The 25,433-nt window shown below is 59.3% G+C and carries 18 protein-coding genes and 1 tRNA gene; 14 read left to right on the plus strand and 5 right to left on the minus strand.

All coding sequences use genetic code 11. The features are described 5' to 3' along the window. Positions 1 to 15 precede the first annotated feature (15 nt). On the minus strand, positions 16 to 915 hold the full coding sequence (locus LH390_RS00180; protein ID WP_227281159.1) for an FHA domain-containing protein: 900 nt from the start codon (positions 913 to 915) through the stop codon (positions 16 to 18). A 394-nt stretch (positions 916 to 1,309) separates the two neighbouring features. On the opposite strand from LH390_RS00180, the gene LH390_RS00185 reads away from it, so the two are divergent. From LH390_RS00185 to bsaP, 5 genes are all read left to right on the plus strand, one after another. Continuing rightward, positions 1,310 to 1,394: transfer RNA gene (locus LH390_RS00185), tRNA-Leu, on the plus strand. Positions 1,395 to 1,656: 262 nt separating this feature from the next. Continuing rightward, positions 1,657 to 1,977, plus strand: a complete 321-nt coding sequence (locus tag LH390_RS00190; protein ID WP_227281158.1) for a CHY zinc finger protein — start codon at positions 1,657 to 1,659, stop codon at positions 1,975 to 1,977. Positions 1,978 to 2,457: 480 nt separating this feature from the next. Further along, entirely contained in the window at positions 2,458 to 2,901 is a 444-nt protein-coding gene (locus LH390_RS00195) for a hypothetical protein (RefSeq protein WP_227281157.1), read from the plus strand. 194 nt (positions 2,902 to 3,095) lie between these two features. Further along, on the plus strand, positions 3,096 to 4,091 hold the full coding sequence (gene bioB, locus LH390_RS00200) for a biotin synthase BioB (protein ID WP_227281156.1): 996 nt from the start codon (positions 3,096 to 3,098) through the stop codon (positions 4,089 to 4,091). Beyond that, positions 4,091 to 4,375, plus strand: a complete 285-nt coding sequence (bsaP, locus tag LH390_RS00205) for a biotin synthase auxiliary protein BsaP (RefSeq protein ID WP_227281155.1) — start codon at positions 4,091 to 4,093, stop codon at positions 4,373 to 4,375. Before bioB ends, bsaP begins: the two co-directional genes overlap by 1 nt. On the opposite strand, the gene LH390_RS00210 is transcribed toward bsaP, so the two are convergent. Beyond that, entirely contained in the window at positions 4,335 to 5,702 is a 1,368-nt protein-coding gene (locus LH390_RS00210; RefSeq protein WP_227281154.1) for a M20/M25/M40 family metallo-hydrolase, read from the minus strand. The two genes, bsaP and LH390_RS00210, sit on opposite strands and share 41 nt — an antisense overlap. Before the next feature lie 25 nt (positions 5,703 to 5,727). Between LH390_RS00210 and LH390_RS00215 the strand changes: the two genes are divergently transcribed. Beyond that, on the plus strand, positions 5,728 to 6,231 hold the full coding sequence (locus LH390_RS00215) for a DinB family protein (RefSeq protein ID WP_227281153.1): 504 nt from the start codon (positions 5,728 to 5,730) through the stop codon (positions 6,229 to 6,231). Between the two features lie 602 nt (positions 6,232 to 6,833). On the opposite strand, the gene LH390_RS00220 is transcribed toward LH390_RS00215, so the two are convergent. Both LH390_RS00220 and LH390_RS00225 read right to left on the minus strand, forming a co-directional pair. Further along, a complete protein-coding gene (locus tag LH390_RS00220; protein WP_227324323.1) occupies positions 6,834 to 8,327 on the minus strand; it encodes a peptide MFS transporter in 1,494 nt (497 codons plus the stop codon). Positions 8,328 to 8,588: 261 nt separating this feature from the next. Beyond that, entirely contained in the window at positions 8,589 to 10,178 is a 1,590-nt protein-coding gene (locus tag LH390_RS00225) for a succinic semialdehyde dehydrogenase (protein WP_227281152.1), read from the minus strand. A gap of 122 nt (positions 10,179 to 10,300) precedes the next feature. Here LH390_RS00225 and LH390_RS00230 point away from each other — a divergent pair, with 122 nt between their 5' ends. From LH390_RS00230 to LH390_RS11630, 5 genes are all read left to right on the plus strand, one after another. Continuing rightward, positions 10,301 to 11,053 carry an SDR family oxidoreductase gene (locus LH390_RS00230; protein ID WP_227281151.1) on the plus strand — a complete coding sequence of 251 codons (753 nt, stop codon included), beginning with the start codon at positions 10,301 to 10,303 and terminating at the stop codon, positions 11,051 to 11,053. A 635-nt stretch (positions 11,054 to 11,688) separates the two neighbouring features. Beyond that, on the plus strand, positions 11,689 to 13,143 hold the full coding sequence (gene amn, locus LH390_RS00235; RefSeq protein WP_227281150.1) for an AMP nucleosidase: 1,455 nt from the start codon (positions 11,689 to 11,691) through the stop codon (positions 13,141 to 13,143). Positions 13,144 to 13,350: 207 nt separating this feature from the next. Next, positions 13,351 to 14,565 (plus strand): hypothetical protein, encoded by a 1,215-nt coding sequence (locus LH390_RS00240; protein ID WP_227281149.1) that lies wholly within the window; start codon positions 13,351 to 13,353, stop codon positions 14,563 to 14,565. A 1,822-nt stretch (positions 14,566 to 16,387) separates the two neighbouring features. Then, positions 16,388 to 16,573, plus strand: coding sequence for a hypothetical protein (locus LH390_RS11625; RefSeq protein ID WP_353057200.1), 186 nt, complete (start codon positions 16,388 to 16,390; stop codon positions 16,571 to 16,573). 213 nt (positions 16,574 to 16,786) lie between these two features. Then, the gene (locus tag LH390_RS11630; RefSeq protein ID WP_227288309.1) at positions 16,787 to 16,900 is read left to right on the plus strand and encodes a transposase; all 114 of its coding nucleotides are present in this window, start codon (positions 16,787 to 16,789) and stop codon (positions 16,898 to 16,900) included. A 119-nt stretch (positions 16,901 to 17,019) separates the two neighbouring features. On the opposite strand, the gene LH390_RS00255 is transcribed toward LH390_RS11630, so the two are convergent. Then, positions 17,020 to 17,691 (minus strand): hypothetical protein, encoded by a 672-nt coding sequence (locus LH390_RS00255; protein WP_227326830.1) that lies wholly within the window; start codon positions 17,689 to 17,691, stop codon positions 17,020 to 17,022. A 2,426-nt stretch (positions 17,692 to 20,117) separates the two neighbouring features. Here LH390_RS00255 and LH390_RS00260 point away from each other — a divergent pair. The 3 genes from LH390_RS00260 to LH390_RS00270 all read left to right on the plus strand — a co-directional run bounded on the left by LH390_RS00260 (position 20,118) and on the right by LH390_RS00270 (position 25,432). Beyond that, a complete protein-coding gene (locus tag LH390_RS00260) occupies positions 20,118 to 20,375 on the plus strand; it encodes a transposase (RefSeq protein ID WP_227281146.1) in 258 nt (85 codons plus the stop codon). Positions 20,376 to 21,565: 1,190 nt separating this feature from the next. Then, a complete protein-coding gene (locus LH390_RS00265; RefSeq protein WP_227281145.1) occupies positions 21,566 to 22,306 on the plus strand; it encodes a hypothetical protein in 741 nt (246 codons plus the stop codon). Between the two features lie 138 nt (positions 22,307 to 22,444). Next, positions 22,445 to 25,432 (plus strand): DEAD/DEAH box helicase, encoded by a 2,988-nt coding sequence (locus tag LH390_RS00270; protein WP_227337377.1) that lies wholly within the window; start codon positions 22,445 to 22,447, stop codon positions 25,430 to 25,432. Position 25,433: the final 1 nt, after the last annotated feature.

Here is a 25,433-nt window from a genome sequence, read left to right on the forward strand (position 1 = left end):
GAATCGTCTGACAGGCTACGCGCCCTGGGGCCAGACTATGCGGACCTCGATGTGAGAGTGGCCGATAGTGATGACGTCGCCATCAGCAAGCAGCCAGTTGTCCACCGGGGTGTCATTAACCGTGGTGCCATTCGTGGACTGTAGGTCCGTGAGCACCGCGTCTTGGCCATCCCAGGACACCTCAGCATGCTGACGAGACACCCCAGTATCCGGGAGCCGGAAATCGGCGTCATTAGACCTGCCGATGATGTTGGAGCCCTCCTGAACGAGGTACGTGCGCGACGAGCCATCCTGGAGCAAAAGGCTGACCGTCGGAGACACCGGCGCCGGAGGGCGCCGGCCTAGCGAACCAGTATTGGACTGCCCCCGCGACGGGGACTCAAAAAACTCCGTGCGAGCAGAGTCATGCTGATAGGGGTCGTAGGAATTCATCTCTCCACCTTCATCACGGCCGGACGTGGCGTTGCTAGCTGCCGGTGCATTCGCCTCCCGCGGCGGATACGCCGCGATGGCATCAAAACCGCTATCTAACTGCGGGTCCGCGTCCTGATACGACGACACCCGCAACTGGCCCGTCCGCAGCCCAGACTCCTCAGCAATGCGCACCACCACCGGGCCGGGCAACGCCCACCCATGGTTACGACAAAACCGCGTCATCTGGTCAGCAAAATCCTGGGCCAGGTAGGCGTTGGTCTGCGACAAGTTCTCCAAATCCTTACCGCTAACCCCCACCTCAAAGACATTGGGCGCCTCCGGGCGCCCACGAGGAAACTCCAGATTGTCCTCGATCTCCTGCTTGAGCAGCTCCTCGATCTCCGCCGGGACCAGGCGGCCACCGAAAACCAAGGCAAAGCTGTTGTCAAGGCCACGCTGGAGCGCACTATCCATCTTGGCCAGATTGCCCAGTAGAGACATCGGCAACCTCCTTTCCACAACACCTCGACCAATCTTGCACCAACAGACCCGACACACCACGACGCCTGCGCAGCTGGAGCGTTGCAGCTCTGCTGGGCTGCTGGAGCGCTCGCGTTGCTGCGCTGCTTGAGCGGTGCTGTGCTGCTGCACTGCTGCGCTCTAGCGTTGCAGCGTTGCTCTCGCGTTGCCGCGCCGCGGTTTCGGGGATGCGGAATTATGCGAGTCTAATCGCTCCACGGCAACGAAACCACACGTGCACCCCAGTATAGAGGGGTGCGCTACCCACCTACAGGACGTGCACTGGCTGTCGTCGCTTATGCGCGTGACCTTGCGATTTGTACTTCGCAGCGCGGTGGTATAAATTCTGGGGAGTCGCAAGCGCGGCCACTTGTTTGGGCGAGTGGCGGAATTGGCAGACGCGCTGGCTTCAGGTGCCAGTGTCCTTTACGGACGTGGGGGTTCAAGTCCCCCTTCGCCCACAGTTTGAACCAGGATCAGTCTCCTCGTGTAGGAAGCTGGTCCTGGTTTTTTGTTTGCGTGCTGTCTGCGCGCGTGCGGCCGTGCGTGACTGCGTGCGGGAGGCGGGGCGTCGTTAAGCCTGGGTTTGGCGACACTGCGGCGGCGGGTATTCGAACATGTCGTAAGCTGCCGCGGAAAGTAAATTCTGACCTGCGGAAACGCGGCGGCCGAAAAAACGATGAAGACATCTGCCGGTCGGCGGCGGCGCTACGCTTAAGTGTCATGGAAGTTACGGGCCGGCCGCGCATCCGTGGGGTGGGGGTGGACGCGCAGGGTCGGTGCGCGCATTATCACCGCGAGGTCGATGTGGTGGCGCTGTGGTGTGTGACGTGCCAACAGTTTTGGGCGTGCCACGCGTGTCACGAGGAGTTGGCCAACCATCGGTTTGGCCGCGCGCCGGTGCGCGGGGTGGCCGCGGTGCTGTGCGGGGCTTGCGGTTTCACGATGGAGGCGGCGCAGTATCAGTGCGTCACGCAGTGCCCGGCGTGCGGGCATGGCTTCAATCCGGGGTGCGCGGCTCACGCGTCGCGCTACTTTATGTAGCTGATGGCAAGCGGTGCGGCGGTGGCCATTCGAACATGTCGTAACCTGCCGCGGCAAGTAAATTCTGACCTGCGGAAACGCCGGAGCCGAAAAATCGATGAAGACATCAGACGACCGCATGACTGCGGTGCCGCACGTTACGCGCAGCGCGGTGCCCCGGGGCGGCGTCGAGAAGCGAAAACCCAGTACAACCGCCTCCGCGCAGCGCCAGTTATTCGAACATGTCGTAACCTGCCGCGGAAACTAAATTCTGACCTGCGGAAACGCCGGCGCCGGAAAATCGATGAAGACATCTGCCGCTCGCAGGCAGGCGGCTACGCGCCAACCCGGCGGCCACCAGCGGCCACCGGCGGCTACGCGCAGCCAGAAGCAGCCGCCGCACGCCGTCATGGCGCGGACAGGGTTAGGCTATGTGGTGAGGTGCGCGAAATCCGGCTTCGCGTGCTCTGTTTCTGCACACGTACGGAAAAGAGGATTCCCATGAACATTCCTTCGATACTGTTGCGCGGTTTTACCGGCGCGTTCATTTTGCAGTCTGGCCTGGGGAAGCGCGGTATGGACGTGGAGGGCTATAAGGGGCTGCAGGAGATGGCGGCGACGGGTATCCCGAAGCTGGGCGAGTTGGATCCGGAGGATTTTGGCGCGTTCATCACGTACAGCGAAATTGGTATTGGTTCGGCGTTGTTGTGCCCGGTGGTGCCTAATAAGTTGGCGGGTGCGGCGTTGGGGGCGTTCAGTGCTGGGATGTTGAGCATGTATTTCGGTAATCCGGCGATGACTCAGGATGATGGTATTCGGCCTTCGCAGGAGGGGACGCCGCTGGCTAAGGATGGTTTTATGGCCGCGATTGCTGCTGCGTTGTTCTTCTTGCCGGGGAAGAAGAAGTCGCTGGGCGATAAGCTGAAGGCGAAGCTGGGTAAGTAGGTTTTTGCAGGTCAGACCGGGCGCGTGGGGGTGTGCGCCCGGTTTTTTGCTTGTCGACGCCCCCTCCTCCCGCATGTGAGCATCCGCCTGCGGGTAACTTCTGTTCGTCAATCACTGAACACCGTTCAAGGCGGCGCGCTAAGTTAAGAGGCGACCAAGGACGTTTCCTTACACACTCCGGAGAGGAACACCCCATGAACGCCGTATTGGACCGCGCCCGCACGCACGCCCTGGACCAGGGCATAGGCATTAACCAAGCAGATATCCAGGCAATTCTGGAGCTGCCCGAACAAGAAGTAGCCCAGGCCCTCGACCTGGCCCACCAGGTGCGGCTGCGCTGGTGTGGCGACATGGTGGAGGTAGAGGGCATTATTTCGCTGAAGACTGGCGGGTGCCCCGAGGATTGTCATTTTTGTTCCCAGTCGGGATTGTTTGAGTCGCCGGTGCGGGCGGTGCGCCTGGATATCGATGAGCTGGTTGAGGCCGCCAAACACACCGCGAAGACGGGGGCGACGGAGTTTTGCATTGTCGCCGCGGTCAAGGGCCCCAATGAGGCGCTGATGCGCCAGGTCATTGAGGCGATCGGGGTCATCGAGAGGGAGGTAGACATTAACGTCTCGGTGTCCATCGGCATCCTCACCCAGGAGCAGGCGGACCGGCTCAAGGAGGCCGGCGCGCACCGCTATAACCACAACATTGAAACCGCTCGCTCGTTCTTTCCCCAGGTGGTGACCACCCACGCGTGGGAGGACCGCGTGGCTACTTTGGAGCGGGTGCGCCGGGCGGGCATGGAGGTGTGCTGCGGCGGGATCATCGGCATGGGGGAGACCATTGCCCAGCGCGCGGAGTTTGTGGCTCAGCTCGCGCAGCTCGCCCCGGAGGAGGTGCCGCTGAATTTCCTGGACCCGCGCCCCGGCACGCCTTTTGCGCACCGGCCGGTCATCCAGCCCCCGGAGGCCCTGCGCGCCATTGCTGCCGCCCGGCTGGCCATGCCGCGCGCCGTCATCCGCTACGCGGGCGGGCGCGAGTTGGCCCTGGGCCCGGAGGGTGCGGAAAAGGGCCTGCTCGGCGGCATTAACGCCCTGATCGTGGGCAATTACCTGACCACCCTGGGCCGGCCGATGGAAACGGACATTGACATGCTGGGCCGCCTGCATCTGCCCATCCAGGCGCTGAGCAAGGTGGTCTAATGAGCCCGGTGCGCTTTGACCCCTTCACCGGCGCGGAGCTGGCTTCGCTGGCTTCGTCTTCTTCGCTTTCCGACGCCCCCGCCGCACGTCCCCTGCACCCCGCCGCCGTCGCCGGCCTGGACGTGCCCCGGTTCTGCCAGCACTGCGGCCGCAAGCTGGTGGTCAAGATCAACCCGTACGGCTGGGAGGCCACCTGCTCGCGCCACGGCAGTGTGGCCGACAGCATCACGGGCGTGCCCAAAGCTAGTACACCATCTTCTCCACCACCGACTGGTAGGCCTTGAGGGTCAGCTTCAGGTCGGCCAGGTAGAGCTTTTCATCATGCGAGTGCAGCTCGGCGTTGACCTGCGCCAGATCGCGGGCGCGCTCGTGCAGGGCAAAGCCGTAGCCCACCCCGCCGAGGCGGCGGGCAAAGCGCAGGTCAGACCCGCCGGTGGCGTGGACGGGCACGATCGCGGCGTCGGGGAAGTGCTCCTTGATCGCGCTCGACATGGCCTCCCACAGGGGCCCGGATGCGGGGGATTCGGTGGCGGGTTCGCTGATCAGGCGCTCGATGCGCACCGCGTCGGCCAGGGGGCCCAGGGCATCGCGCAGCATGTCATCCACGTCGTCTTGGGTCACGCCTGGCAGCGGCCGGATGTCCATCTCGAGGTAGGCGTGCGAGGGCAGCACGTTGATGGGCCCGCCGGCGCGCAGCACGGTCTGCGCGATGGTGGTGTGGGAGGCGGCGTGCGCGTAGGGCGCCAGCGTGCCCAGCGTCGTGTAGTCCTGCCCGGTGCGCGCGGCGTCGGCAGCCTGCGGGGCAAGCCCGAAGGCGTTAACAAAACCGTGCCACACATCTGAGTCGGCGACCGGGGACTGGCACGCCGCAATAGCCTGCGCGACCTGCCCAATCAGCGCGATGGCAGACTCGCGCCCATAGGGTGCAGAACCATGCCCGGCGTCCCCGGTGACGTGCAAGCGGCGCTGCGCCGCGCCCTTCTCGCCGGTGTAGATGACTATGGCATCCGAGCCGTCGGCGGTAGGCAGATGGGAGCCGCCAGTCTCTGACAGACAGTTGCGCCAGGAGAACGCGTCCGGGTGGTGTTCTGCCAGCCAGCGCGCCCCCAGGCCGCCGCGGGCCTCCTCGTCGGCGCAGGCCACGAAGGTCAGGTCCGCCTTCGGCGGGGTGCCGGCCTGGGCGCGCCGGGCGGCCTGGCGAGTCACCGCGGCCATGGTGGCGGTGATAAAGAGCATGTCTATCGCGCCGCGCCCGTAGAGGATGCCCTCGGGGGTGATCTCTGCGGCAAACGGGTCGTGGGTCCACTTATCGACGTCGACGGGGACCACGTCGGTGTGGCCGAGCAGAGTCAGCGGCTCGGCGCCGGAAGCGCCGGAGCCGCCATCGCCGGCGCCGCCAGCGGCATCAGAGCCCCCAGAACCGCGCACCGTGAACGCTACCGACACCCGCCCGGGCTCCGGCTCGAAGCGCTGCACCTCCACGCCGGTGCCGGCAAAGAAGCGCTCCAGGGTCTGCGCGTTGCGTACCTCTTGCCCGGAGCCGGGGGTGAAGTCGTTGACGCACGCGTTGCGGATCATCTCGCGGAGCAGTTCTACGGTCTCTTCGTACATGTGCCCCAGGGTATAGCCTTGGGTCATGTTCGCTTCGCTGATTGAGGATCTTGCTTCCCGCCCCGCCGCGAGCCTGGACGCCCTGCCGGCTTTGAGCCTGGAGCAGTTGGGCGCGCACCCGGCGGGTCACGCCAATTCGATTGCCTGGCTGTTGTGGCACACGGGCCGCGAGCTGGATATGCAGACCGCGGAGCTGACCGGTGGGGAGGAGATCTGGACCGCCCGGGGTTTCCGGGAGCGCATGGACCTGGGGGAGCTTGGCGATTCGATGGGCTACGGCCACACCCCGGAGCAGGCCGCGCAGATCGTGTTTGCGCAGGCCAGCGACCAGCAGGTGGCGGCGGACTACATCCGCGCCTGTGCGGAGGCGCTGGGGGAGTATGCGCGGGGTTTGAGCCCGCAGCAGTGGGAAGAAATCATCGACGACAGCTGGGATCCGCCGGTCAGCCGCGGGGTGCGCATTGTTTCTGTGCTTGTCGACGCCCTCGAGCACCTCGCCCAGGCAGCCTACGCCGCCGCGGTGGTCTAGGAGGCTAAAGTCCGCCGCCGCGCTGCCGCCGCACGCCGCGCGAGCAGCGTTGCATTCGAACATGTCGTAACCTGCCGCGGAAACTAATTTCTGACCTGCGGAAACGCCGGACCGGGAAAATCCGTGAAGACATCAGACGACCTAATATCTGCGGTGCTGTGCGTGACGCTGCGTGCGGTGCTCCGGGTCGGCGTGTGCGGTAGGCGAGGCGTCGTAATGTAGGAAGCGGGAGACTCTGCGGTTGCGACTATTCGAACATGTCGTAACCTGCCGCGGAAACTAAATTCTGACCTGCGGAAATGCCGGACCGGGAAAATCCGTGAAGACATCAGATGACCTAATGTCTGCGGTGCTGTGCGTGACGCTGCGTGCGGTGCTCTGGGGCGGCGTGTGCGGGAGGCGGGGCGTCGTTAAGTATGCGACAGGCGACTCTGCGGTTGCGACTATTCGAACATGTCGTAACCTGCCGCGGAAACTAAATTCTGACCTGCGCAAATGCGGCGGCGAAAAAATCGATGAAGACATTTTCGAATGCGGCGCCGCCGCCGCACCGCCGCCGCGCGGGAACAACCGCCGCACCGCCGCGGCGTCGATAAGCAGTGCTAGCGCACGTCGACGAACTTCTTGAGCACCCAGCCGCGGGCGGCGAAGATGATCAGGCCGAGGACGATCGCCCCGATGCCGGTGGTGAGGAAGAACGTCCGTTCGGCGGCGGCGCCGGCGGTCATGGCGGCCTCGTATTTGCCGCCGAGGATGCCGGACAGGGAGCTGCCCATGGACACGCCCATGAGCCAGGCTGCGAACATGCGGGATTTGAATGCTTCGGGGGCGACCTTGGTGGCCAGCGAGTTGCCGATCGGGGAGAGTAACAGTTCGCCCATGGTGAACAGGAAGAGCAGCAGCACCATCATCAGCAGCGGGGTGGACTTGGGGCCGCCGCCGACGTAGGGGAGGAACAGGAACAGGGAGGCGCCGATGATGCACATGGCGACGGCGAATTTGACGGGGCTGGACCATTGGCGTTCGGCAAGCTTGGTCCATGCGGCGGCGAAGATGCCGGAGAAGATGACAATGAACAGCGGGTTGATGGATTGGATGAAGTTGGGGCTCAGGGTGCCTTCGACGAATCCCAGGTTGATGTCCAGGTTGACGCGCTTGTCGGTGTAGAGCGCCAGGACGGTGAACTGGGATTGGAAGATGGCAAAGAAGAGGACGCAGCCGACCATGAGCGGGATGAAGCCGAGGACGCGGGAGCGTTCGACGGCGCTGGTCAGCTCGGAGGTGCACATCTGGTAGATCATGACGATGGACACGGCGAGTGCGATGAGCGTCATCACCCAGGGCAGCTTGTCCAGCGGCAGGATGCCGGAGGTGAGCACGCCGACGGCGACGGCGATGATCGCCAGGGCGCCGATGATCCAGGCCATGTAGTGGCTGCGGGGCAGCGGGGACGGCACGGTTGCGCCCGCGACGCCGATGGTGGTCTTGCGCATGAGCACGTATTGCGTCAGGCCGAGCGCCATGCCGATGGCGGCTAGACCAAAGCCGCGGTGGAAGTTTTCAAAGCCCCACGCCCAGCCGGTGAGCAGGGGGCCGAACAGGGCGCCAATGTTGACGGCCATGTAGAAGATGGAGAAGCCGGAGTCGCGCTTGGGGTCCTCGCGGGTGTACAGGTCGCCCAGGACCACCTGGGCTGCGGTTTTGACGCCGCCGGAGCCCAGGCCCACGCACACCAGGCCCAGGGTCAGGCCAAAGAAGCCGGGCAGCAGCGCCAGGGCGATGTGGCCGACCATGACCAGGATGGCGGAGTAGAACAGGGTGCGTTCGGGGCCGAGGATGCGGTCGGAGATGAAGCTGGCGACCAGGGCCATCATGTAGACGAAGCCGCCGTAGGCGCCGACGATGGCTAGCGCGGTGCCTTCGTTGACGCCTAGTCCGCCTTCGCCGACGGAGTAGTAGAGGTAGAAGGCGAGCAGGGACTGCATGCCGTAGAAGCTGAAGCGCTCCCACATCTCTACGCCAAAGAGGTTGGCTAGCCCCCAGGGTTGGCCTAAGAAGGTGCGCTCGCGCGAGGGGGTCTCGGTGGGCTGTGTCATGGTTTGTATTATTGGCCTTCCCCACGGTTGGTGTGCACTTCGCCGCGGCTTATGCCCCCTCACCTGCGGCAGAAGCGCAGGCAGTGCCCTATTGTGATCTGCAACACACTAGCTGCTTATCGACGCCCCCGCGTCCCCCCGCTACCGCGCGCCCGTCGCCGTTTGGCGGGTGGGCGGGCGCCGTTTGGCCCCGGGGTGCTGCCTGTGGGCGGCGCGGGCGGGGTGGCCTGGTGCGGCCTGTTGCTCCGGCTGCGCGCGGCCTCAGCGCAGGATCCGCTTGCCCGCCTTGAGCAGGCTGGTCATGGTGCGCGCCTGCGCGGCGGCGCCGGTGCCGGTGAGGTTGGTGATCGGCATGAGCCGCTGCTGGGCCACCGTGCGGGTTTCGGTGTATTTGAGCAGCCCGGCGTCGCCGTGGCGGCGGCCCTGCCCGGAGCGCTTCCACCCGCCCATGGGCGCGCCGGTGGACGCCCACGCGGCGGCGAAGCCTTCGTTGATGTTCACGGTGCCGGCGTGGAGCTGCGTGGCGATGGCCCGCCCGGTGGCCGGGGCGGCCCAGACGGAGGCGTTGAGGCCGTAGTCGGTGTCATTGGCGTGGGCGATGGCCTCGTCGATGCTGGCCACGGCCTGGATATAGACCACGGGGCCGAAGACCTCCTCGCGGTGCAGGCGGGCGGTGGCGGGGACGTCGGTAAGCACTGTGGGGGCGTAGAAGGCTTCGCCGAGCTGCGGCAGGGGGCGGGCCCCGGTGAGCACGCGGGCGCCGCTGTCGATGGCGTCGCGCACCAGCTCATCGACGTGCCGGGCGTGCTCGGAGGAGATCAGCGAGCCCACCGCGGTGGTCCACTCGCGCCCCGGCCCGATGCGCAGCGCCTTGGTGGCGGCGACGAACTGCTGGGTGAACTCCGCGGCCACCTCGGCGTGGACGTAGATGCGCTCAATGGAAATGCACAATTGTCCGGTGTTGGCAAAGCAGGCAGAAATGGCGCCGGGAACGGCGCGGGCGAGGTCCGCATCCGGGGCAATAATCAGCGGGTTTTTACCGCCCAGTTCTGCGGAATAACCAATCAGGCGCCGCCCGGCGGTGGCGGCCAATTCCGCACCGGTAGCAGAAGAGCCGGTGAACATGAGGAAGTCACAGTGCTGGGCAATTGCCTGGCCCACCACTGTGCCGCGCCCGGTGACGGGGATGAACACGTCGTGCGGCACGCCGGCCTCGTAGAGCAAGTCCAGGGCCTTGAGCGCAGTCAGCGGGGTCTGGGAGTCCGGCTTGAGCACGGCGGTGTTGCCCATGGCCAGGGCGGCCAGGCCGTCAGAGACCGCCAGGGTCAGCGGGTAGTTCCAGGGGGCGATGATGCCCACCACGCCGACCGGCTCGCGCTGGATACGCGTGCGGGTCAGCAGCGGCAGGGCCGCCCCACGGATGCCGGCAGAGCGTTCCCGCAGCAGCCGACCTGCGGCATACGCGCAGTGCCGAGCGGTAATAGCCACGTCCATGACCTCCTCGAACGCGCTCATCCGGGACTTGCCGGACTCGTCCTGGATGAGGTCTAACAATTCGTCTTGGCGGTCTAAGACGAGGTCGTGGTAGCGCAGCAGGATCTCCCGGCGCCGGCTGATGGGCAGCGCAGCCCAGGCGGGTTGGGCGGCGCGCGCCCGGGCAAACGCAGCTTGGGTGTCTTCCTGGGTGTGAGCGGGCACCGTGCCCAGGACCGCGCCGCTGGTCGGGGAGGTCACGGTGATGGCGTCGGGGCTTTCCGGGGCGGCTTCCGGGGCGGCTTCCGGGGCGGCGGCTGCGCTTTCCGCGGCGCCGCCGGCTGCTGCTGAGTTTTCTGGGCCTGCCGGGTTGGTCATGGGTGCTTCTTCCTTCGGCGATGTGGTGCTGTGTACTCTACCTGAGCAGATACTTTTGGGCAGCTAACTTGTTGCTGGCTGAACTGTGCCGTATTTTTTTGGACGTTTGAGGGAGACCAACTATGCCGAACACCATCTTCATCTCCGGGGCCGCCCAGGGCATTGGGGCTGCTACCGCGCAGCGTTTTCTTCAGGCGGGCTGGAAGGTGGGCGCTTACGATATCGCCCCCGTGGATTACGGCCACCCGAACCTGCGCGCGGGCTACCTCGACGTCACGGATGCCGATTCCTGGGACGCCGCCCTGGCCCAATTCGCCGACTTCACCGGCGGCACATTGACCGCCCTGGACAACAACGCCGGCATCATCACCGACGGCCCGCTGGCCCACGCCGACCCGCATTCCGTCGCCGCGGTCATCGATGTCAACTGCCGCGGCGTGGCCTTAGGTGCGCGCGCCGCCCACCCCTACCTGCGCGCCACCAAGGGCGCCCAGCTGGTCAACATCTGCTCGGCATCTGCGATCTACGGCCAGCGCGACGTGCTGGTCTATAGCGCAACCAAGTTCTTTGTCAAAGGCTTCACGGAGGGCCTGCGCCTGGAGTGGCGCAAGGACGGTATCCGCGTCGTCGACGTCATGCCCCTGTGGGCCAAGACCGGCCTGGCGCAGGTGGAGGCCAAGTCCACGCGCACCCTGGGCGTGCACATCACCCCGGAGCTGGTCGCCGATACTGTGTTCAGCGCCGTCACCCCGCGCGGGCCCTGGCAGCGCGGCAAGATCCACTACGGAGTCTCCGCGCCGGACAAGCTGCTGTACTGGGCGCGCTCCGTCAGCCCGGACCGGATCTCGGAGCTGGTCAACCGCTGGATTGTCTAATTTTTTGCTTATCGACGCCCCCGGCTGCGCGGTTCGCGCGCCGCCCAGCCCGGCGCCGCTCGCCGCGCCCAGCCCCGCACTACTCGCCGCGCGCCGCCCAGCGCCGCGCGCATTCGAAAATGTCTTCATCGATTTTTTCGCCGCCGCGTTTCCGCAGGTCAGAATTTAGTTTCCGCGGCAGGTGACGACATGTTCGAAAGCAACCGGGGTAGCGCCCCACTAGTCTGAGGCTTCAACGGCCCCGGCAACCGAGACAGACGGAGATGCAATGATGAACCGAGACAAGTTCACCGCAGCGTATATGGCCGTCGGTGCTTTCCTGTGCTTCATGTCGTGCGCCGTGGCAACTTCCCGGCAGCGCCCCGTGCTGGAGTGCGTGCTCTCGTTCGTTTGTGGAGCGTTGTTGGTGTTTGTGGGCTACAGGGCGCTGCGGCGTTACCAGCGCGAGCAGCACGACACCGGCGGGGATGCTTCGCACCGGTCTGCGGGCACACGCGCTGACGCAGGCGCGGATCCAGCGGCGGATTCAGACGCGGGCTAGACCGCCGGCGGAAAGCCGCACAGCCGCACAGCCGCGCACCCGCACACTCGCGCACCCCTGCCGCCTAGCCTCCCCTGGGCTACCCTTATGTTCCATGAGCTCAGGCACGAAAAATCCGCAGGCAGGCACGCCGCAGAACCGGGACGATTCCCTGACCCCCGCCCAGGCGGTCGCCAGTCTCTGCGACCTCTACGACAACGCCGCGGCCACTGCCCGCGAGATTTTCGCCACGGGTGATTATGAGCGTTACCGCCAGGTGGTCTACCCGCGCCTGACGGTGGAGATCCATGATTGGCATCCGATCGATCGTTCGCAGCCGTTTGGCTACGTGGATGAGGCGGGCACGTATGCCGCGGAGTTGTCTAAGCCGCATCTGCTGCGCGCCTACTTGACCGAGCAGCTGACGCACCTGGCCAACAATTACACGTGCACGATCTCGGTGGGGCCGTCGGACAGCCGCATTCCGCCGGAGTACATCGAGGGCCTGGGTGATGTGGGGGAGGCGCGCCGGGCCGGCGATTTGGGCGATGCGGTGCCGCGCCCGACGCTCGATGAGGTCCACGATGCGATCATCGACGCCGATTGGGCTACCTTCCACGCCCCCGTGCGCCCGCTGTTTCACTTCGGCCCCCAGCGCTTTGACATCGCGTGCGCGCGCATTGAGCATTACACGGGCATCGCCCCGGATTCGGTGCAAAAGTACATTTTGTTTACCAACTACGCCATGCACACTCGCGAGTTCGTGGCCTTCGCGCTGGAGCAGCTGGCCACGCCGGGCTCGCGCTACAGCGCCCTGCAATTGCCCAACGGCACGTGCCTGCGGCCGCACGATGAGCTGCCTGCGCAGGCGGATATCGACGTCGATTCGCGCACCCAAATGCCCCGATTCGACCTGGTCACCCCGGCTGGCGATGGCATCACCATGATCAACATCGGCGTCGGCCCGTCGAACGCCAAAACGATCACCGACTGCCTGGCCGTCCTGCGCCCGGAAGCCTGGATCATGATTGGCCACTGCGCGGGCCTGGACGGGCGCATGCGCATCGGCGACCTCATCCTGGGCAATGCCTACCAGCGCCAGGATGCGCTTCTCGACGCCCCCATCCCCGCCGATGTGCCCATCCCTGCGGTCCCGGAGGTGCAAAGAGCACTAGAGGCCAGCGTGGAAGCCATCTACGGCGAGGACAACACGCTCATGCGTACCGGCACTGTCTTAAGTACCGGGGACCGCAACTGGGAATGGCGCACCCCCCAAGAGCTGTGGGAATGGCTGCGCGGCTCCACCGCCGTGGCCGTAGACATGGAATCCTGCACGCTAGCCGCCAACGGCTACCGCTACCGCATCCCCTACGGCACACTGCTCTCGGTTTCCGATCTCCCCCTCCATGCCGTGCCCAAACTACCCGCCCAGGCACAGGCTTTTTATTCAAACAGCAAGAAAGCACACGTCATGTGCGCGGTTCGTGCTGTAGAGTATCTGGCACAGAACCCGGCTCGCCTGCGCACCCGCAAGCTGCGTAGGACGATCGGGGAGGTGGCGTTTAGGTAGTGTTTGCCGCTAAAGGTAAATTACGATAATCAATATTTGGAGAGCGAACAGAAGATTGAATAGTCCTCAAAAGATGGCCGTTACCGCACAAGGAATCTAAAAAGAGATTTGGACGGATTCGAATATCTTGAACTTTGAGACAAAACCCAACTAGCAAGCGTCAAGGTAAATTAAGTAAGGCCAGCTTAGCCGGTGGAAGGTTGTAGTATGATCGCTACCTTTAGCGCATTAATATCCCCGATAATTCAATCAATTGACTTCATATCCAAAAGGCAGGAACGGAGAGATAACAAGCTAATTCAAGAACGCGAGATAAGATACCACAATGCTCTATTAGCTAAAACCGAATTGGAGATCCGCAGACTCTTTGATAAAGGATTAATAGATGCTTTAACACTTTTGCGATCACCCAAAAGTATAGAGCGGGTGATTGGGATAGACAGATTGGCACATTGCGCTGATGAGAATCCTACACAGAATCAACACATAGTAACCGTCATCTGCGATGCTTTGTCATCTGAGGAAAATCGTAGCGACTACTTAGTTCAACGAGAAGTACTCCAACAAATAGCTTTTCGGACTCGACCCAAATCTTCTGAAGATAACGACCTGTCACAAAACTCGTGGATACAGTGTGAATTTGAATTCCGAAACGTAGAATTCCAGGAAGAAGCACTGTTTGAAGATATGGAAGCGTCGAAGCTTAGCTTTGTGGGGTGTAAATTTAAGTCACTCTTTACAGTGTTCAACACTAAAATCGATAACAGCTTTGAACTTCGAGATTCGAAATTTTACAACGTTGCAATGATATCTAACTCACGATTCGGCAACTTGAAGGCTAAAAATAACGAATTCAACAAATCTACCTTCTTTTCGACGATATCATTTGAAGACAACTTTTCTTTTAAACAAAATCAAGCGCACATGGCTTGTAGTACATTTTCTTCCATCTCTGGAACAGGAACGTTAAGTATGGTGGAAAATAATTTTGAGACTCTACAGATGTATGATATTCTGGCAAGGGAAGGGATAGAAATAGTCAAATCTACCATCTGGGGAATGATGCTCATGCGGGGCGTACGTTCGGGAGGGCGAACGTCAATTAGCAATACGAGTACCTTTAATATAATCGCGATACATGGTTGCAAATTTCCATTTTTCGAATTGGATAATAATGCAATTCTGGGCGGTGTATATATGGTGCAATCCGATTTGCATACAACATCTGGTTTCCAGCAACTTAAGAATTGTAACACGGTAGCTCTACATCACGTGGTGATTCGAGAAATTGATGCGGAAATAGTAGTTCCACTAATATTTACAAATGGGGTTGCGGGGCATGGGAGTCTGGAAGATATAGCAAAATTTAAGAAATGGGGCATGGATAAAATTCCCGATAGTGCTGTTACTATCACTTTGTAAATTATTATTCTTTGGCGACTGCCTTAAGGATCTCGATGACCGCTATGAATCGGAACATACCTTGTTCGCGGTTTGGCTGGTTCTATTCATTGCCATCCTGGTCAAGGGGTCGTTCACGGAATTTTATGGGATCTTGATGTCTCGCTTCCAAAGCCGAAGCATTGACTTAAGGATACACTTATTCTTTTGGGCCTGGACGCCCGATGGCCATTTGAAAGGGAAAGCGTAAGGCGGCTAGACTACACAAGGATCGCCAGACTTCTTTACTATGGCAGCTTTATGACGTGCGGCTTCCAGTTCAAATCTTCGGCTTGCTCATGTCGATCAATGTGAAATAGCACTCGACGCGGCCGTGTGTCGGTGTCGTTTGAGATTGACTTATGCTCTTGCTTCGCCAGTAATCTTCCGAAAACAGCTAGCCCCGAAAGTCCGTTTTGAACTATTAAATCATCGTGCTGAATTATGGGATCTGCCGAGTACGCCCTCTAAGGTGAAAAGGTCTTATGGCGGGTACAGGTTTAAATTTGATTCACACTGATGTACCGGCAGATCTTTATTGGACGGTAAATGGTCCGCTCGAAAGGGCCGCGCTCAGCTCTTCGTTCTTGCTAATATTCTGCGCAGAGGCTAGTCTCTGACTATTTATAAAAGATTTAGACTAAGTATAGTAGATCTCGAAAAGAGGTGCTACGCAACAAGATGGCTTTCCATGGCGAATATGTTATATCCTTTCGCAGATCATAAATTTGTTTGCTAGAGCCACGAGGCAATACAGATATACCGGGGACCCGGACTGGGTTCGCAGTCATTTGCGGAGCAACCCTCGACTGGAGAATGCCACTAAGCCTAATGCGGACCTCAGGTCCGTTCGGCGATAACTGCAACACCTTCGAAATGACACAGGTCCTTAATGGTGCCGCCACGGTTCAGGGACAAGCCTCTTTTTCGCGAAACCAGTTGACTTCGGCTCTCACTAGACGGTATATCGTGATAGAAGGCAAAACGAGGAATGTAAGGAAATATGTATGGCTATTGGGAAATTGGTGTGTAGGCCTGCGGGAACGACGCTTGGCGTGAGGGTGGGCTCGACGGGTCCAGGCATGCCAGGATAGGGCTGTTTTAGTTCATTTACCGTTGAGGCCTTCACGTGTCCTACCTACGTGCTCGACCCCCTAGTTTGATGGCTTTTCTAGGCGTTTAAAAAGCGCAGTCCTGTTCGTTGGGGGCAGCGCATCGACGCTGATCATGCCTATTTAAAGTGTCGGCAGGCAACGCGTGACCCATGGGTCTTGCGTGAGGGAAACAAGGGGTAAGCCGTAGAAGTGTTTTTCGCAAATTGACGCACGTCCCGTTAGGTGAACGCCGAACAACTCTGGTCGCGTGTGTAACGCGCTGCAGATTCGATGAGTGTGCCAGGCCGTGGCGGCAAGAAATGAGCCGGGCCGCTCTAGCCTGGTGTGTTTGTCTCGCGCCACGGTGGTGTGGGGACTGAAATGCGCTCGTCATAGTTAGGACGAGCAGGAAGCAGACCGCCAGTCATCTTGATGTTGATTGGTATACCGTGAACACTGCTGCTGGTGAGGCTACGCGCAGGTTATTGATAAATACCGGTACGGCCGGCAGGAGTGAGGATGATCGGTGTCGATGAGCATGTCTGGCGCCGCAGAGGTGCAAATAAGTACGTCAACGTGATTATCGATCTGACTGCTGTGAGCAACTGGACGGGACTGGCATGACTCCTGGATAAGGTATCTGGAGGTTTACAGGCTGTTTTCGCCCGCCGGTTCTCCGCTCACAGTGATGATTAGAACCACGAGTCGAAATCGTCGAGATGAGGGGACTAAGCGAATTTGAAATCGAGAAGGTGGAGAAGCTACCTGATGCACAGTCTGTGATGGACCCTTCTCACGTGGTTCAGGTTGCCGGTAGTGTCCTCGAGCAGTGCCTACAACGCATTCAGCAAGAAACCCTAGGGCACCGAGACTGCAAAATGACGCGTTCTGTGTGACTCGATGAAGACTGCTGACAGGTGCTCGCCTAGCCACCCCAATCCAAGAACATCGTACCACCGTCCAATTCGACCACCTACCGAATGTATGCGTTGAAGCCACATTGGGTGTCTACTAACCCCATCACGAAATGGTGTCGCGCAGACCGCCAACGAGTAAAATCGTATTTCTAAGGTCTGGTCACAACGATCACCCAACACGTCCCAGCCGAAATTGCTGATATACGCAAACTGGGACCCACCTTAAAAAGACACTACAACGACATCTTGGCCTACTTCGACCACTCCAAAACCAGCAACGGACCTACCGAAGCCATTAACGGGTGACGCGAGAGCATGCAGGATTCCGCCATTGGATTCTTCAATATCCACAACTACATCACGCAAAGCCCCCCGAATGAGGTGGCTTCAGGTAGAAAGCACACCCTTAATTCCGAAGAGCCTCTTTAGTCTTCCTTGTTACAAGAAACATCTAAGTACTCCTGCGAGGCAACATCAACCAATTTTCTAAGTGAGTCCTCCATCTTTGGGCCTATCGCATTCGTTCCCATAGCGATCACCCCGACGGGATCTTGCCCCTCACCCTCAGCGTTTAGTAATTCCCCGTATTCCTCGTTAGTACTTTCCCTTAAATTGCGAACGGCAGTCCTTACTCGCGCGTTAGAAATCTCGAGGTCCGCAAAATCAAGCCCGCGTATAATTGCGCGATAAAATCCTAGTAGTTGTTCGCCTTTAACAACATATTGTCTAAATTTAGAACCGTCTTCATCTGGGTCGTTGACTGGAATGCCCACTCGTAAGTTACCAAGTTCGGGAAATTCCTCCTTGAAAACATTTATACATTCAGCCACCGCCCGGCGTTGTCGTGTCAAATCCTCACGTTGTAGTTGATCACGGCGTTCCTGCTCACGTCGGTCGTCGTCGGCCTTACGCCTAGCGTCCTCGGCCGCTTGGTCAGCCAGGCGTCGTTTGTCGGCCGCCGTTTGGTCAGCTCGGCGTCGTTCGTCGGCCGCGCGATTGTTCCACCACGTAGTGACAAGCACACCACCCAGGGCAATGAGGGCAACCAACAACGACACGCCAATTTGAGATGTGAACCACGAAGAAAACGCTTGCACAAAGCAAGTATAGAGGCGTTGGCCCCTACCCACGTACCACCGGCACCCGTTCAACGCCACGAATCGCATTTTCCATCTGCGTGTTTGCAGCCCAAGGCGGCGGTGATGGTGGCTACCGACTCACCTCGACGGGGGTCTGCTGCTCGTTTAGGTGACAGTTTGTAGTCACGCCGCCAGTGCGGCGGCCGCGTTGATGATGGTTTCGAATTCCAAGGCAGTCAACCAGCCGGATCGGCTTTGGCGGCGTCGACGGTGTTAGGCCCGCTCAAACCAGATGAACACCGCGCCGCGCAGTTACCCACGGGAGTCCAGCAGCGGCAGTCGAAGGCTGTACTTCTGCAGCACAGCGAAAAACGATTCCATGGTCGCATCGTCGCCGTTCGAACCCACCCTGCCCATGAGAGCCGACCATGTCGTGAGCAGTCAGGCCCCGCAACAACTACCGACTGCGACAATGGATACTCCTAGCGGAGTAGTCGATGCAGCCGGTGACCTCGCTGCGCATCGCGGGTGGCATTATCGACTGCTTCAGCAGCAAGGCGGGCCTTTATCGTAGAATCGATGGACTAGCTTACGACGTCGCCGCCTGAAGGCGTCGTTGATGGCACAGCAGGAGGAGAGTTTTGTCTCTGCGGTGTTGTCTTCGCTGATGTCCACCAGTCAGAGTTCGTCGGGCGGATTGGCAGCGAACAAGTAGCGCGTGCGCCCGTCCTAGGTGGACCACGGCGCAGAAAGATCGTCATGGGCCGGCGGAGCTGGCTTCTTGCCGTTGGTGCTGAGCTTCTTGTCGAACGCACTCCACCAGCTGTTTTCCAGACGCGGTTGTCCACGCGATTCGATTCGGTCATCGTCTCACCCGCCTTACGGGCTTCGTCGGTGAGGAGCTAGGACCCGAATTCGGGGTCGTCGCGGTGTGTGTCGAACAGCGCGTTCGCACGTTACGCCTCGACGAAATCGCGGGGCGTGGTGGGGACTGCCAACTACCGGTAGTAGGGCCGGCGGGCGGCCTTTTAAATATCCGGCACGACACCCTGCCGGCAACCGCGTCAGCGGCGAGTTCGGCAACGAGCAAGTATACATCGTTGTTATGACAGGATTGTTTGCGCCAGATACGCCGCTGCACACCGCACGAACTCGTTATCCTACTCGAGGAGCCGGTTGCGCTTCTTTAACTCACGGATCCGCACTTTTTCAGTTCGTGACTGGATGGGCCGGGTGGCCTGGTGAAATGTCGGCGCGCCGGAGCCGCCTTGTAAGCGTCACGGGGTGGGCACCAAAAGCTTTCGCGGTATTTTCGATCGTTACTCTCAGTTCGCGGTTGCGGGCGACACGCACGACATCATCGTGAAAACTAATAGGGTTACGGCTTGCCATGAGGATCAACCTTCCAGGCCTGGGCCTGCCAGGCAAGCACGATCAGATGTCACCTAAACGTGCGGCAGACGCTTAAGCCGACCTTCACAGGCGTTGCAATTAACAAGGACTTCACGGACATCTACACCGATCCCATTGATGTTCATCCTCATTGCCCCGCCTATAAGCTAGAAAACAAGTACCGCGATAAAGGTCAAACGCTGCTCGACAGCTCTACCACAAGCTGGCTACCCAATACTGCTCCACGTCAGTATTCTTCGTTTCAGCTGCACAGCCAGCAATGCGGTCGCTAGATCTTCCAGGCGAACCTTTCCCGCACGGACCCTGGTGCCAGAGTCACAAAGCGTATGGCGTACTGGACTCAGCAGCGGTTATGTATTTGCGAGGTAGGAGTCAGCCACGTTGGCCAAGGCCTCGGCCTTGACTGTGGCATGTGGCGTCTGACCTGATCAAATTCAAAGTCAAAAACCCACCTACCGAAAAGATCCACTACCGGATCGATCAGGTAGAACTGCTCGAGGCTGATTGCCTTGCATGGAGTCATACCTGCAGGCTAAGGGCGCTTATCGAACTATATGATCGTAGTTGGTGATCTGACTGCGGTGATCAACCAGTCCGGGTCAGCCAAGCTGGTTGGCCCAGTGCTCGGAAGATCTGATGACGTGCTCAGATAGTGGTTTGAACGGCACATTGATCAGCGAGCTTAAAGAAAGTCACACAACCTGTTGATCGACGGGTTTACCGGCTACGCATCAGTTGTCAAAGAAAATCTACCGGGTACAATACGAATTATGGATATGTTCGAAATGGTCGCACGTGCAGGGGAGGGGTTCATCTCTTCAAGCAACGCGTGGCAATTGTGGCACACCAATAAATCTACTCAATAAGAACCGCACGGTACTCTTACCCGATATTGGTTGCTGGCGAAGATGGAAAAAGTCGTCCTGGCTTCCTATGGGTCACCGATTCCAGTGATATCCGCCTGCACGGGGCCCGGCGGTATTACCAAGCAGCTACAACGACCCTAACCGCGCACACACGGTGGGACCACAATGACCCAGATCATCAACAATCTACGGACAGGAGTGCCTGATGGAATGGACGAACTACGCCAGCCGGGGCGTTCCCTCCATCGTCGCCGCGAGGAAATCTTGGCGCTCTTTGGCACCGGAGCATCCAGCGGTCCCGACGAAGGGATCAATATCAGAGGCGATCACCTGCAGGGAAGCGCCCTAGGTTTCCGAAACATTGGGCACTACATTCTGCTGTCCCTCTTTCACTTCGGAGGTCTGCACGCGGACACCAATTAACTCCAAAAGCCGAAGAACCAATTAAATGGATACTTCTTTCGGGCTAGACTCGAGGAATGACGTCATTCTTTTAATATTCTGGGCCGGAGGCAATCGACTTCGCGGCTTACCTTATTTACCCAAAAAGAAGGTGGACCTTTCTGATGTATGCAGGTGGGAGGAAAAAACGGCTTTCTCCTCCATATCCAGAGGTTCCAAGCCAATCTAGTACGCGCCCCTCAAGGTACGATGCCCATAACTGGCGCGATTCGACAAACTTCAAATGAGCCATGCTTTCCTTTCCTTAACGTAGTTGATTGAAGTAGCAGCGTTAGATAATACAAAAATATAACCTGTTGGATGAACCCAGGGGAGGGCTTACGCCATGAAAACCTATCGTTGTGTGGTTATGGTTCTTGACTGGGCCTAGGATTGCGCCTGTTTGCAGGGGCCGAGCTGCTCCCTCAAACACGGACCTGCTATCGAGGACTTAAAAACTTGCGTCATGTACGCCGTGGGTGCTGTAGAGTATCTGATACAGAACCTGGATCCCCTGCACACACACCTAATCCGTGTAGGTCTTTCTGGGAGGCGACGTTTCGATAGGGGAGACCTGTGAGTGCATTATTTAAGGACGATGAGGGCGCAAAACTCAGTGCAGCCAACGAGAACATTTTCAACGGAGGCATATTATGGGCTTTGGGTATCTTTCTTTTCTTAGGTTTGTTTGATACACTATTTGGGGATCTTTATTCACCTACATGGCGTTCTAAGGCATCCGACATTTTCGGGCCAATGACCCTATGGGTGACGATTGCGGTGGCGCTAATAGGTGCATTTCAAATCTTCTTAAGTCGTGAACTTGCAAAACGTGGCAGCGATTACGGCAATGTGTCTAAAGCAATACTGGTTTTCCTTACGATACTTCTATTTATCCTCATAAGGTACTCAATGGTACGCGAGACTAGGTTAGTCGGTTGTTCTCCATGGGATTTAGCCGAAAGGTACCGGGGTGAATGGGGCACAAGATACGGGTGCTTTATAACACGTTTGCACGAGTGGGATCTTTCACAAATAGTTTGTATATTTGCAGGGGCTTTTATACTTTACACGTCTTTAGAAATGGCACAGGGATATTGGTTTCGAAAATTATCGCTCGATGAGAAAATTAAGCAGGCCGCAAAGGATGATTTTCTGCCATTTGCTACTTTATGTCCTATACTCAGGTTTCGACGATTCAGGAGATTGCGGATATTAACCGCGAGGAATGGAAACGCGTTAAGGCCAAAGCGAGGTTTCTTCAGTCGGGTGGATTGCTCATAAACTGGGATAAACGCTTCCATACAGTGGCAATTCCTCTCATTTTAGGAGGAGCTTTCGTTGTGTCTTTTCTTGTTTTTCTAGTTTTAACATTTGTTTATCATCAAAAGTATGACTTGGGAAGCTTGGCACGGAACGCACTTTTTATATCATCGTTGTGTCTTCTATATTTATGTGCGACACTCTTGTTGTGGCGACCAATAGTTTTGTTCCGGCTCCTCAAAAAAGAGAAGGCGGCCTTGGCCGACGAACAACCAGTTCCGGCGGATGATGTGGCAAGGCTCGGTATGGGCCTACTGATTCGAAACCTAAGAAGTCAGATGTCCGGATTTTGGCTGGAATTTCTTTTGGGAGTAATGATCATCATGGTATTATTGCTGGACATCGGGTCATGGATTTGGTTTTCAAATAATAGAGCCGCTATTGCCGTAGTCTATTTACTACCGATTATTTCTACCGGTATAGCCTTTCATATTGCGGCTGGGCGGTACATAATTAGCGATTCTAAACTCAAGAGGGAAGCGGCATACTACAACATTTTTGTGGCGATCGCAGGAAATAATTGGCCGCACGTTTTGGAAGGATTGATCTCTGATAATAATTGCCAAGGGATAGGTGCAGAATCTGAATAAAATGTTTGCTGTTGCTGCACTTGCATTCCCTAAGTGAAAATTCATTTTGGCGCCTATTCCTGTAAAATTGAAGGACTTCGTCCTGTCCAAACCCCATCCCCCTGCGCCACCAAAGTGTGACCCACTACCCTAGACCGCATGACCCGTGAGACCCCTACAACCAGCTTCCTTGACTCGCTAGCCCCCGGGGCGCTGGTCCTAGCCCGCGACGAGGAATGGATGGTCACCTCGGTGGGCCCATCAGAAGATGGGGGACAGGTGGTGCACGTGCGGGGGATGTCGGAGTACGTCAAGGATCAGCAAGCAACGTTCTACACGGCCTTGGAGCCCACGCTTGAGGTGCTGGATCCGCGTGAGGTGACGGTGGTGGCGGATGAGTCGCCGCGGTATCGCAAGTCGCGGATCTGGGTGGAGTCAATCCTGCGCAACACTCCGGTGCCGCTGTACCAGAGTTACCTTGAGGTCTCGGGGGAGATGCTCATGCACCCGCTGGGGTATCAGCGCGATGCGGTGCGTAAGGCGCTGTCCGTGACTAATATTCGTCCGCGCCTGCTGTTGGCGGATGCGGTGGGCCTGGGCAAGACCCTAGAAATCGGCATGATCCTTGCCGAACTTGTTCGAAGGGGGCGCGGGGAGCGCATCTTGGTGGTCACGCCTCGGCACGTGCTGGAACAGTTCCAGCAGGAACTGTGGGCGCGGTTTGCGCTGCCGCTGATCCGCCTGGACTCGCAGGGCGTGCAGCGCGTGCGCCAGAAGCTTCCGGCCTCGCGCAACCCGTTCACGTACTTCCCCCGCGTGATCGTCTCCCTGGATACGTTGAAGTCCCCGAAGTACCGCGCCCAGCTGGAGAAGGTGCGTTGGGACGTGGTGGTGATGGATGAGATCCACAACGCCACTAACCGCTCTACGCAGAACAACCAGCTTGCTCGGACGCTGGCTGCCACGACGGAGGCGTTGATCCTGGCTTCGGCAACCCCGCACAATGGTGACCCGGATTCCTTCAAGGAGATCCTGCGCCTGCTGGAGCCCACCAGCGTGGGCCCGGACGGGACCATCGACCAGGAGGTGGCCCAACGGTTGATTATTCGCCGGCATCGCCACTCCCCGGAGGTGGCCAATGAGGTCGGCGCGGACTGGGCAGAGCGCGCAGAGCCGCGCAATATCCTCGTGCCCGCCTCCCCGGAAGAAGACGCCGTGCTGGCGGAGCTCAAGCACACGTGGATGGATAACCCAGCCACCACGGGCGCGGACCGGCTATTCCCGTGGACCCTGCTCAAGGCGTTCTTGTCTAGCCCTGCCGCGCTGGAGGAGACGGTGCACAACCGGCTGCGCACCCTGGGGCAATCACGCCCGCAGGAGGCCCAAGCATTACAAAAACTCCAAAAACTCAACGCAGAAATCACGCCGAAAAAGTCCGCGAAGTACCAGGAGTTGCGTGCCTACTTGGACGCGATAGGCGTCGGCAAGCATTCCCCCACGCGGGCAGTAGTGTTTTCGGAGCGCGTGGCCACGCTGCGGTGGTTGCAGGACAATTTGAGCAAGGATTTTGGTCTTGGTGCCGGTGCGGTAGAGATCATGCATGGCGGAATGAACGATCAGGAGCAAATGGCGGTGATCGATTCGTTCAAGCGGGAGGAGTCGCCGATCCGCATTTTGGTCACGGGGGATGTGGCCAGTGAGGGCGTGAATCTGCACGCGCAGTGTCATGATTTGGTGCATTTTGATATTCCGTGGTCGCTGATTCGCATTCAGCAGCGCAATGGGCGTATTGACCGTTATGGGCAGCGCACAAGCCCGGCGATTGCCACTTTGTTGTTGGATCCGCAGAATCCGGATATGCCGGGCGATGTGGGCGTGTTGGCGCGCCTGGTGGAGCGCGAGCATGAAGCGCACAAGCTGCTCGGGGATGCGTCTCCGCTGATGGGGCGGTATTCCGAATCCGGGGAGGAGGCGGTGATCCGCGATGTGGTGCGCGGGCAGCGTGATTTCAACGCGGCAGTGGCCACCCCGCAGGACTTTGCTCATGGTGACTTTGAGGATGAGCTGTTGGCTTTGCTGAATAACAAGGAGCTGGCCAAGCAGAACAATGCGGCGCTGGGGCAACCGGACAGCGCATCAAGCGACGCGCCGGAAGAAGAACTCCAGCGCACCTCCTTGTTTGAGCACCAGATTGATTACCTGACGGACGCGCTAGCGGAGGCCTTCGATGATCCGTCGAGAGGCCCAGACTATGGGGGAGTCTCCTTCAAGGTTCACAGTAATGGCACCGCTAATTTGCGCCCGCCGGTGGATTTGCAGCGCCGTCTGGATTTCCTGCCGCAGGACTACGTGCGCGAGCGCCGCGTCAAGGAGGACTTGGCGCTGGCCACCACGCCTGAGCAGGGGCAACTGCAATTGGACATGGCGCGGGCGGGAAAGTCCTCTACAACCTGGCCGCTGGCGCATTTCTTAGGCCCGCTGCACCCGGTCACACAGTGGGCGCAGGAGCGCGCGCTGTTGTCCATGGGCCGTGGGGAAATTCCCGCGGTCAGCTTGGCCACAAATGAGCATTACCATGGCGAGCGCATTCTCATTGCGCTGGGCACCATCACAAATGTGCGCGGCCAGGTGGTTACGCGCTCGTTCATGCTGGTCAAGGACGATTGGTTTGGCCCGGAGGTGACCGTGGTGGAAAACGCCACCGAAACCTTAGAACAGTTGGGCTTAACGCAGCAGGCAATCAACACCGGGGACACGCAGATCCCGGAAGACACAAAGAAGTGGGTGCGCGATGCCTGCGATGCCGCAAGCGGGCGAATGGAATTGCCCCGGTACGCCGCCACGCAGCAGGCGGATAAGCGGATTAATGATTATCTTCGGCGCGCCGAGCGGTGGGAGGACAGCGCCGAAGGCATGACTCGCATTCCGGGTTTGGTGCGCCGCAGGCAGCAGGTTGAGGCGGGCCGTGCGCTAGCGGAATCGCTCAAGCCCAAGGACACGTTTGTCCGCCCGGTGCTGGTCATCCTCCCGGCAGCCGAAAGCACCGCCGAAAGCACCGCCGAAAGCACCGCCGAAAGCACCGCCGAAAGCACCGCCGAAAGCACGGCAGCCGAGAACACAGCAACAACCCACACGCAGGACTTTTAAG

Source organism: Corynebacterium uberis (genome assembly GCF_020616335.1).
Classification (GTDB): Bacteria; Actinomycetota; Actinomycetes; order Mycobacteriales; family Mycobacteriaceae; genus Corynebacterium; species Corynebacterium uberis.

Bases quoted from the DNA above. Each gene is read 5' to 3' on its own strand.
- LH390_RS00180 (WP_227281159.1), bottom strand. From the start codon at position 915: ATGTCTCTACTGGGCAATCTGGCCAAGATGGATAGTGCGCTCCAGCGT.
- LH390_RS00190 (WP_227281158.1), top strand. From the start codon at position 1,657: ATGGAAGTTACGGGCCGGCCGCGCATCCGTGGGGTGGGGGTGGACGCG.
- LH390_RS00195 (WP_227281157.1), top strand. From the start codon at position 2,458: ATGAACATTCCTTCGATACTGTTGCGCGGTTTTACCGGCGCGTTCATT.
- bioB (WP_227281156.1), top strand. From the start codon at position 3,096: ATGAACGCCGTATTGGACCGCGCCCGCACGCACGCCCTGGACCAGGGC.
- bsaP (WP_227281155.1), top strand. From the start codon at position 4,091: ATGAGCCCGGTGCGCTTTGACCCCTTCACCGGCGCGGAGCTGGCTTCG.
- LH390_RS00210 (WP_227281154.1), bottom strand. From the start codon at position 5,702: ATGTACGAAGAGACCGTAGAACTGCTCCGCGAGATGATCCGCAACGCG.
- LH390_RS00215 (WP_227281153.1), top strand. From the start codon at position 5,728: ATGTTCGCTTCGCTGATTGAGGATCTTGCTTCCCGCCCCGCCGCGAGC.
- LH390_RS00220 (WP_227324323.1), bottom strand. From the start codon at position 8,327: ATGACACAGCCCACCGAGACCCCCTCGCGCGAGCGCACCTTCTTAGGC.
- LH390_RS00225 (WP_227281152.1), bottom strand. From the start codon at position 10,178: ATGACCAACCCGGCAGGCCCAGAAAACTCAGCAGCAGCCGGCGGCGCC.
- LH390_RS00230 (WP_227281151.1), top strand. From the start codon at position 10,301: ATGCCGAACACCATCTTCATCTCCGGGGCCGCCCAGGGCATTGGGGCT.
- amn (WP_227281150.1), top strand. From the start codon at position 11,689: ATGAGCTCAGGCACGAAAAATCCGCAGGCAGGCACGCCGCAGAACCGG.
- LH390_RS00240 (WP_227281149.1), top strand. From the start codon at position 13,351: ATGATCGCTACCTTTAGCGCATTAATATCCCCGATAATTCAATCAATT.
- LH390_RS00260 (WP_227281146.1), top strand. From the start codon at position 20,118: ATGACCCAGATCATCAACAATCTACGGACAGGAGTGCCTGATGGAATG.
- LH390_RS00265 (WP_227281145.1), top strand. From the start codon at position 21,566: ATGTCCTATACTCAGGTTTCGACGATTCAGGAGATTGCGGATATTAAC.
- LH390_RS00270 (WP_227337377.1), top strand. From the start codon at position 22,445: ATGACCCGTGAGACCCCTACAACCAGCTTCCTTGACTCGCTAGCCCCC.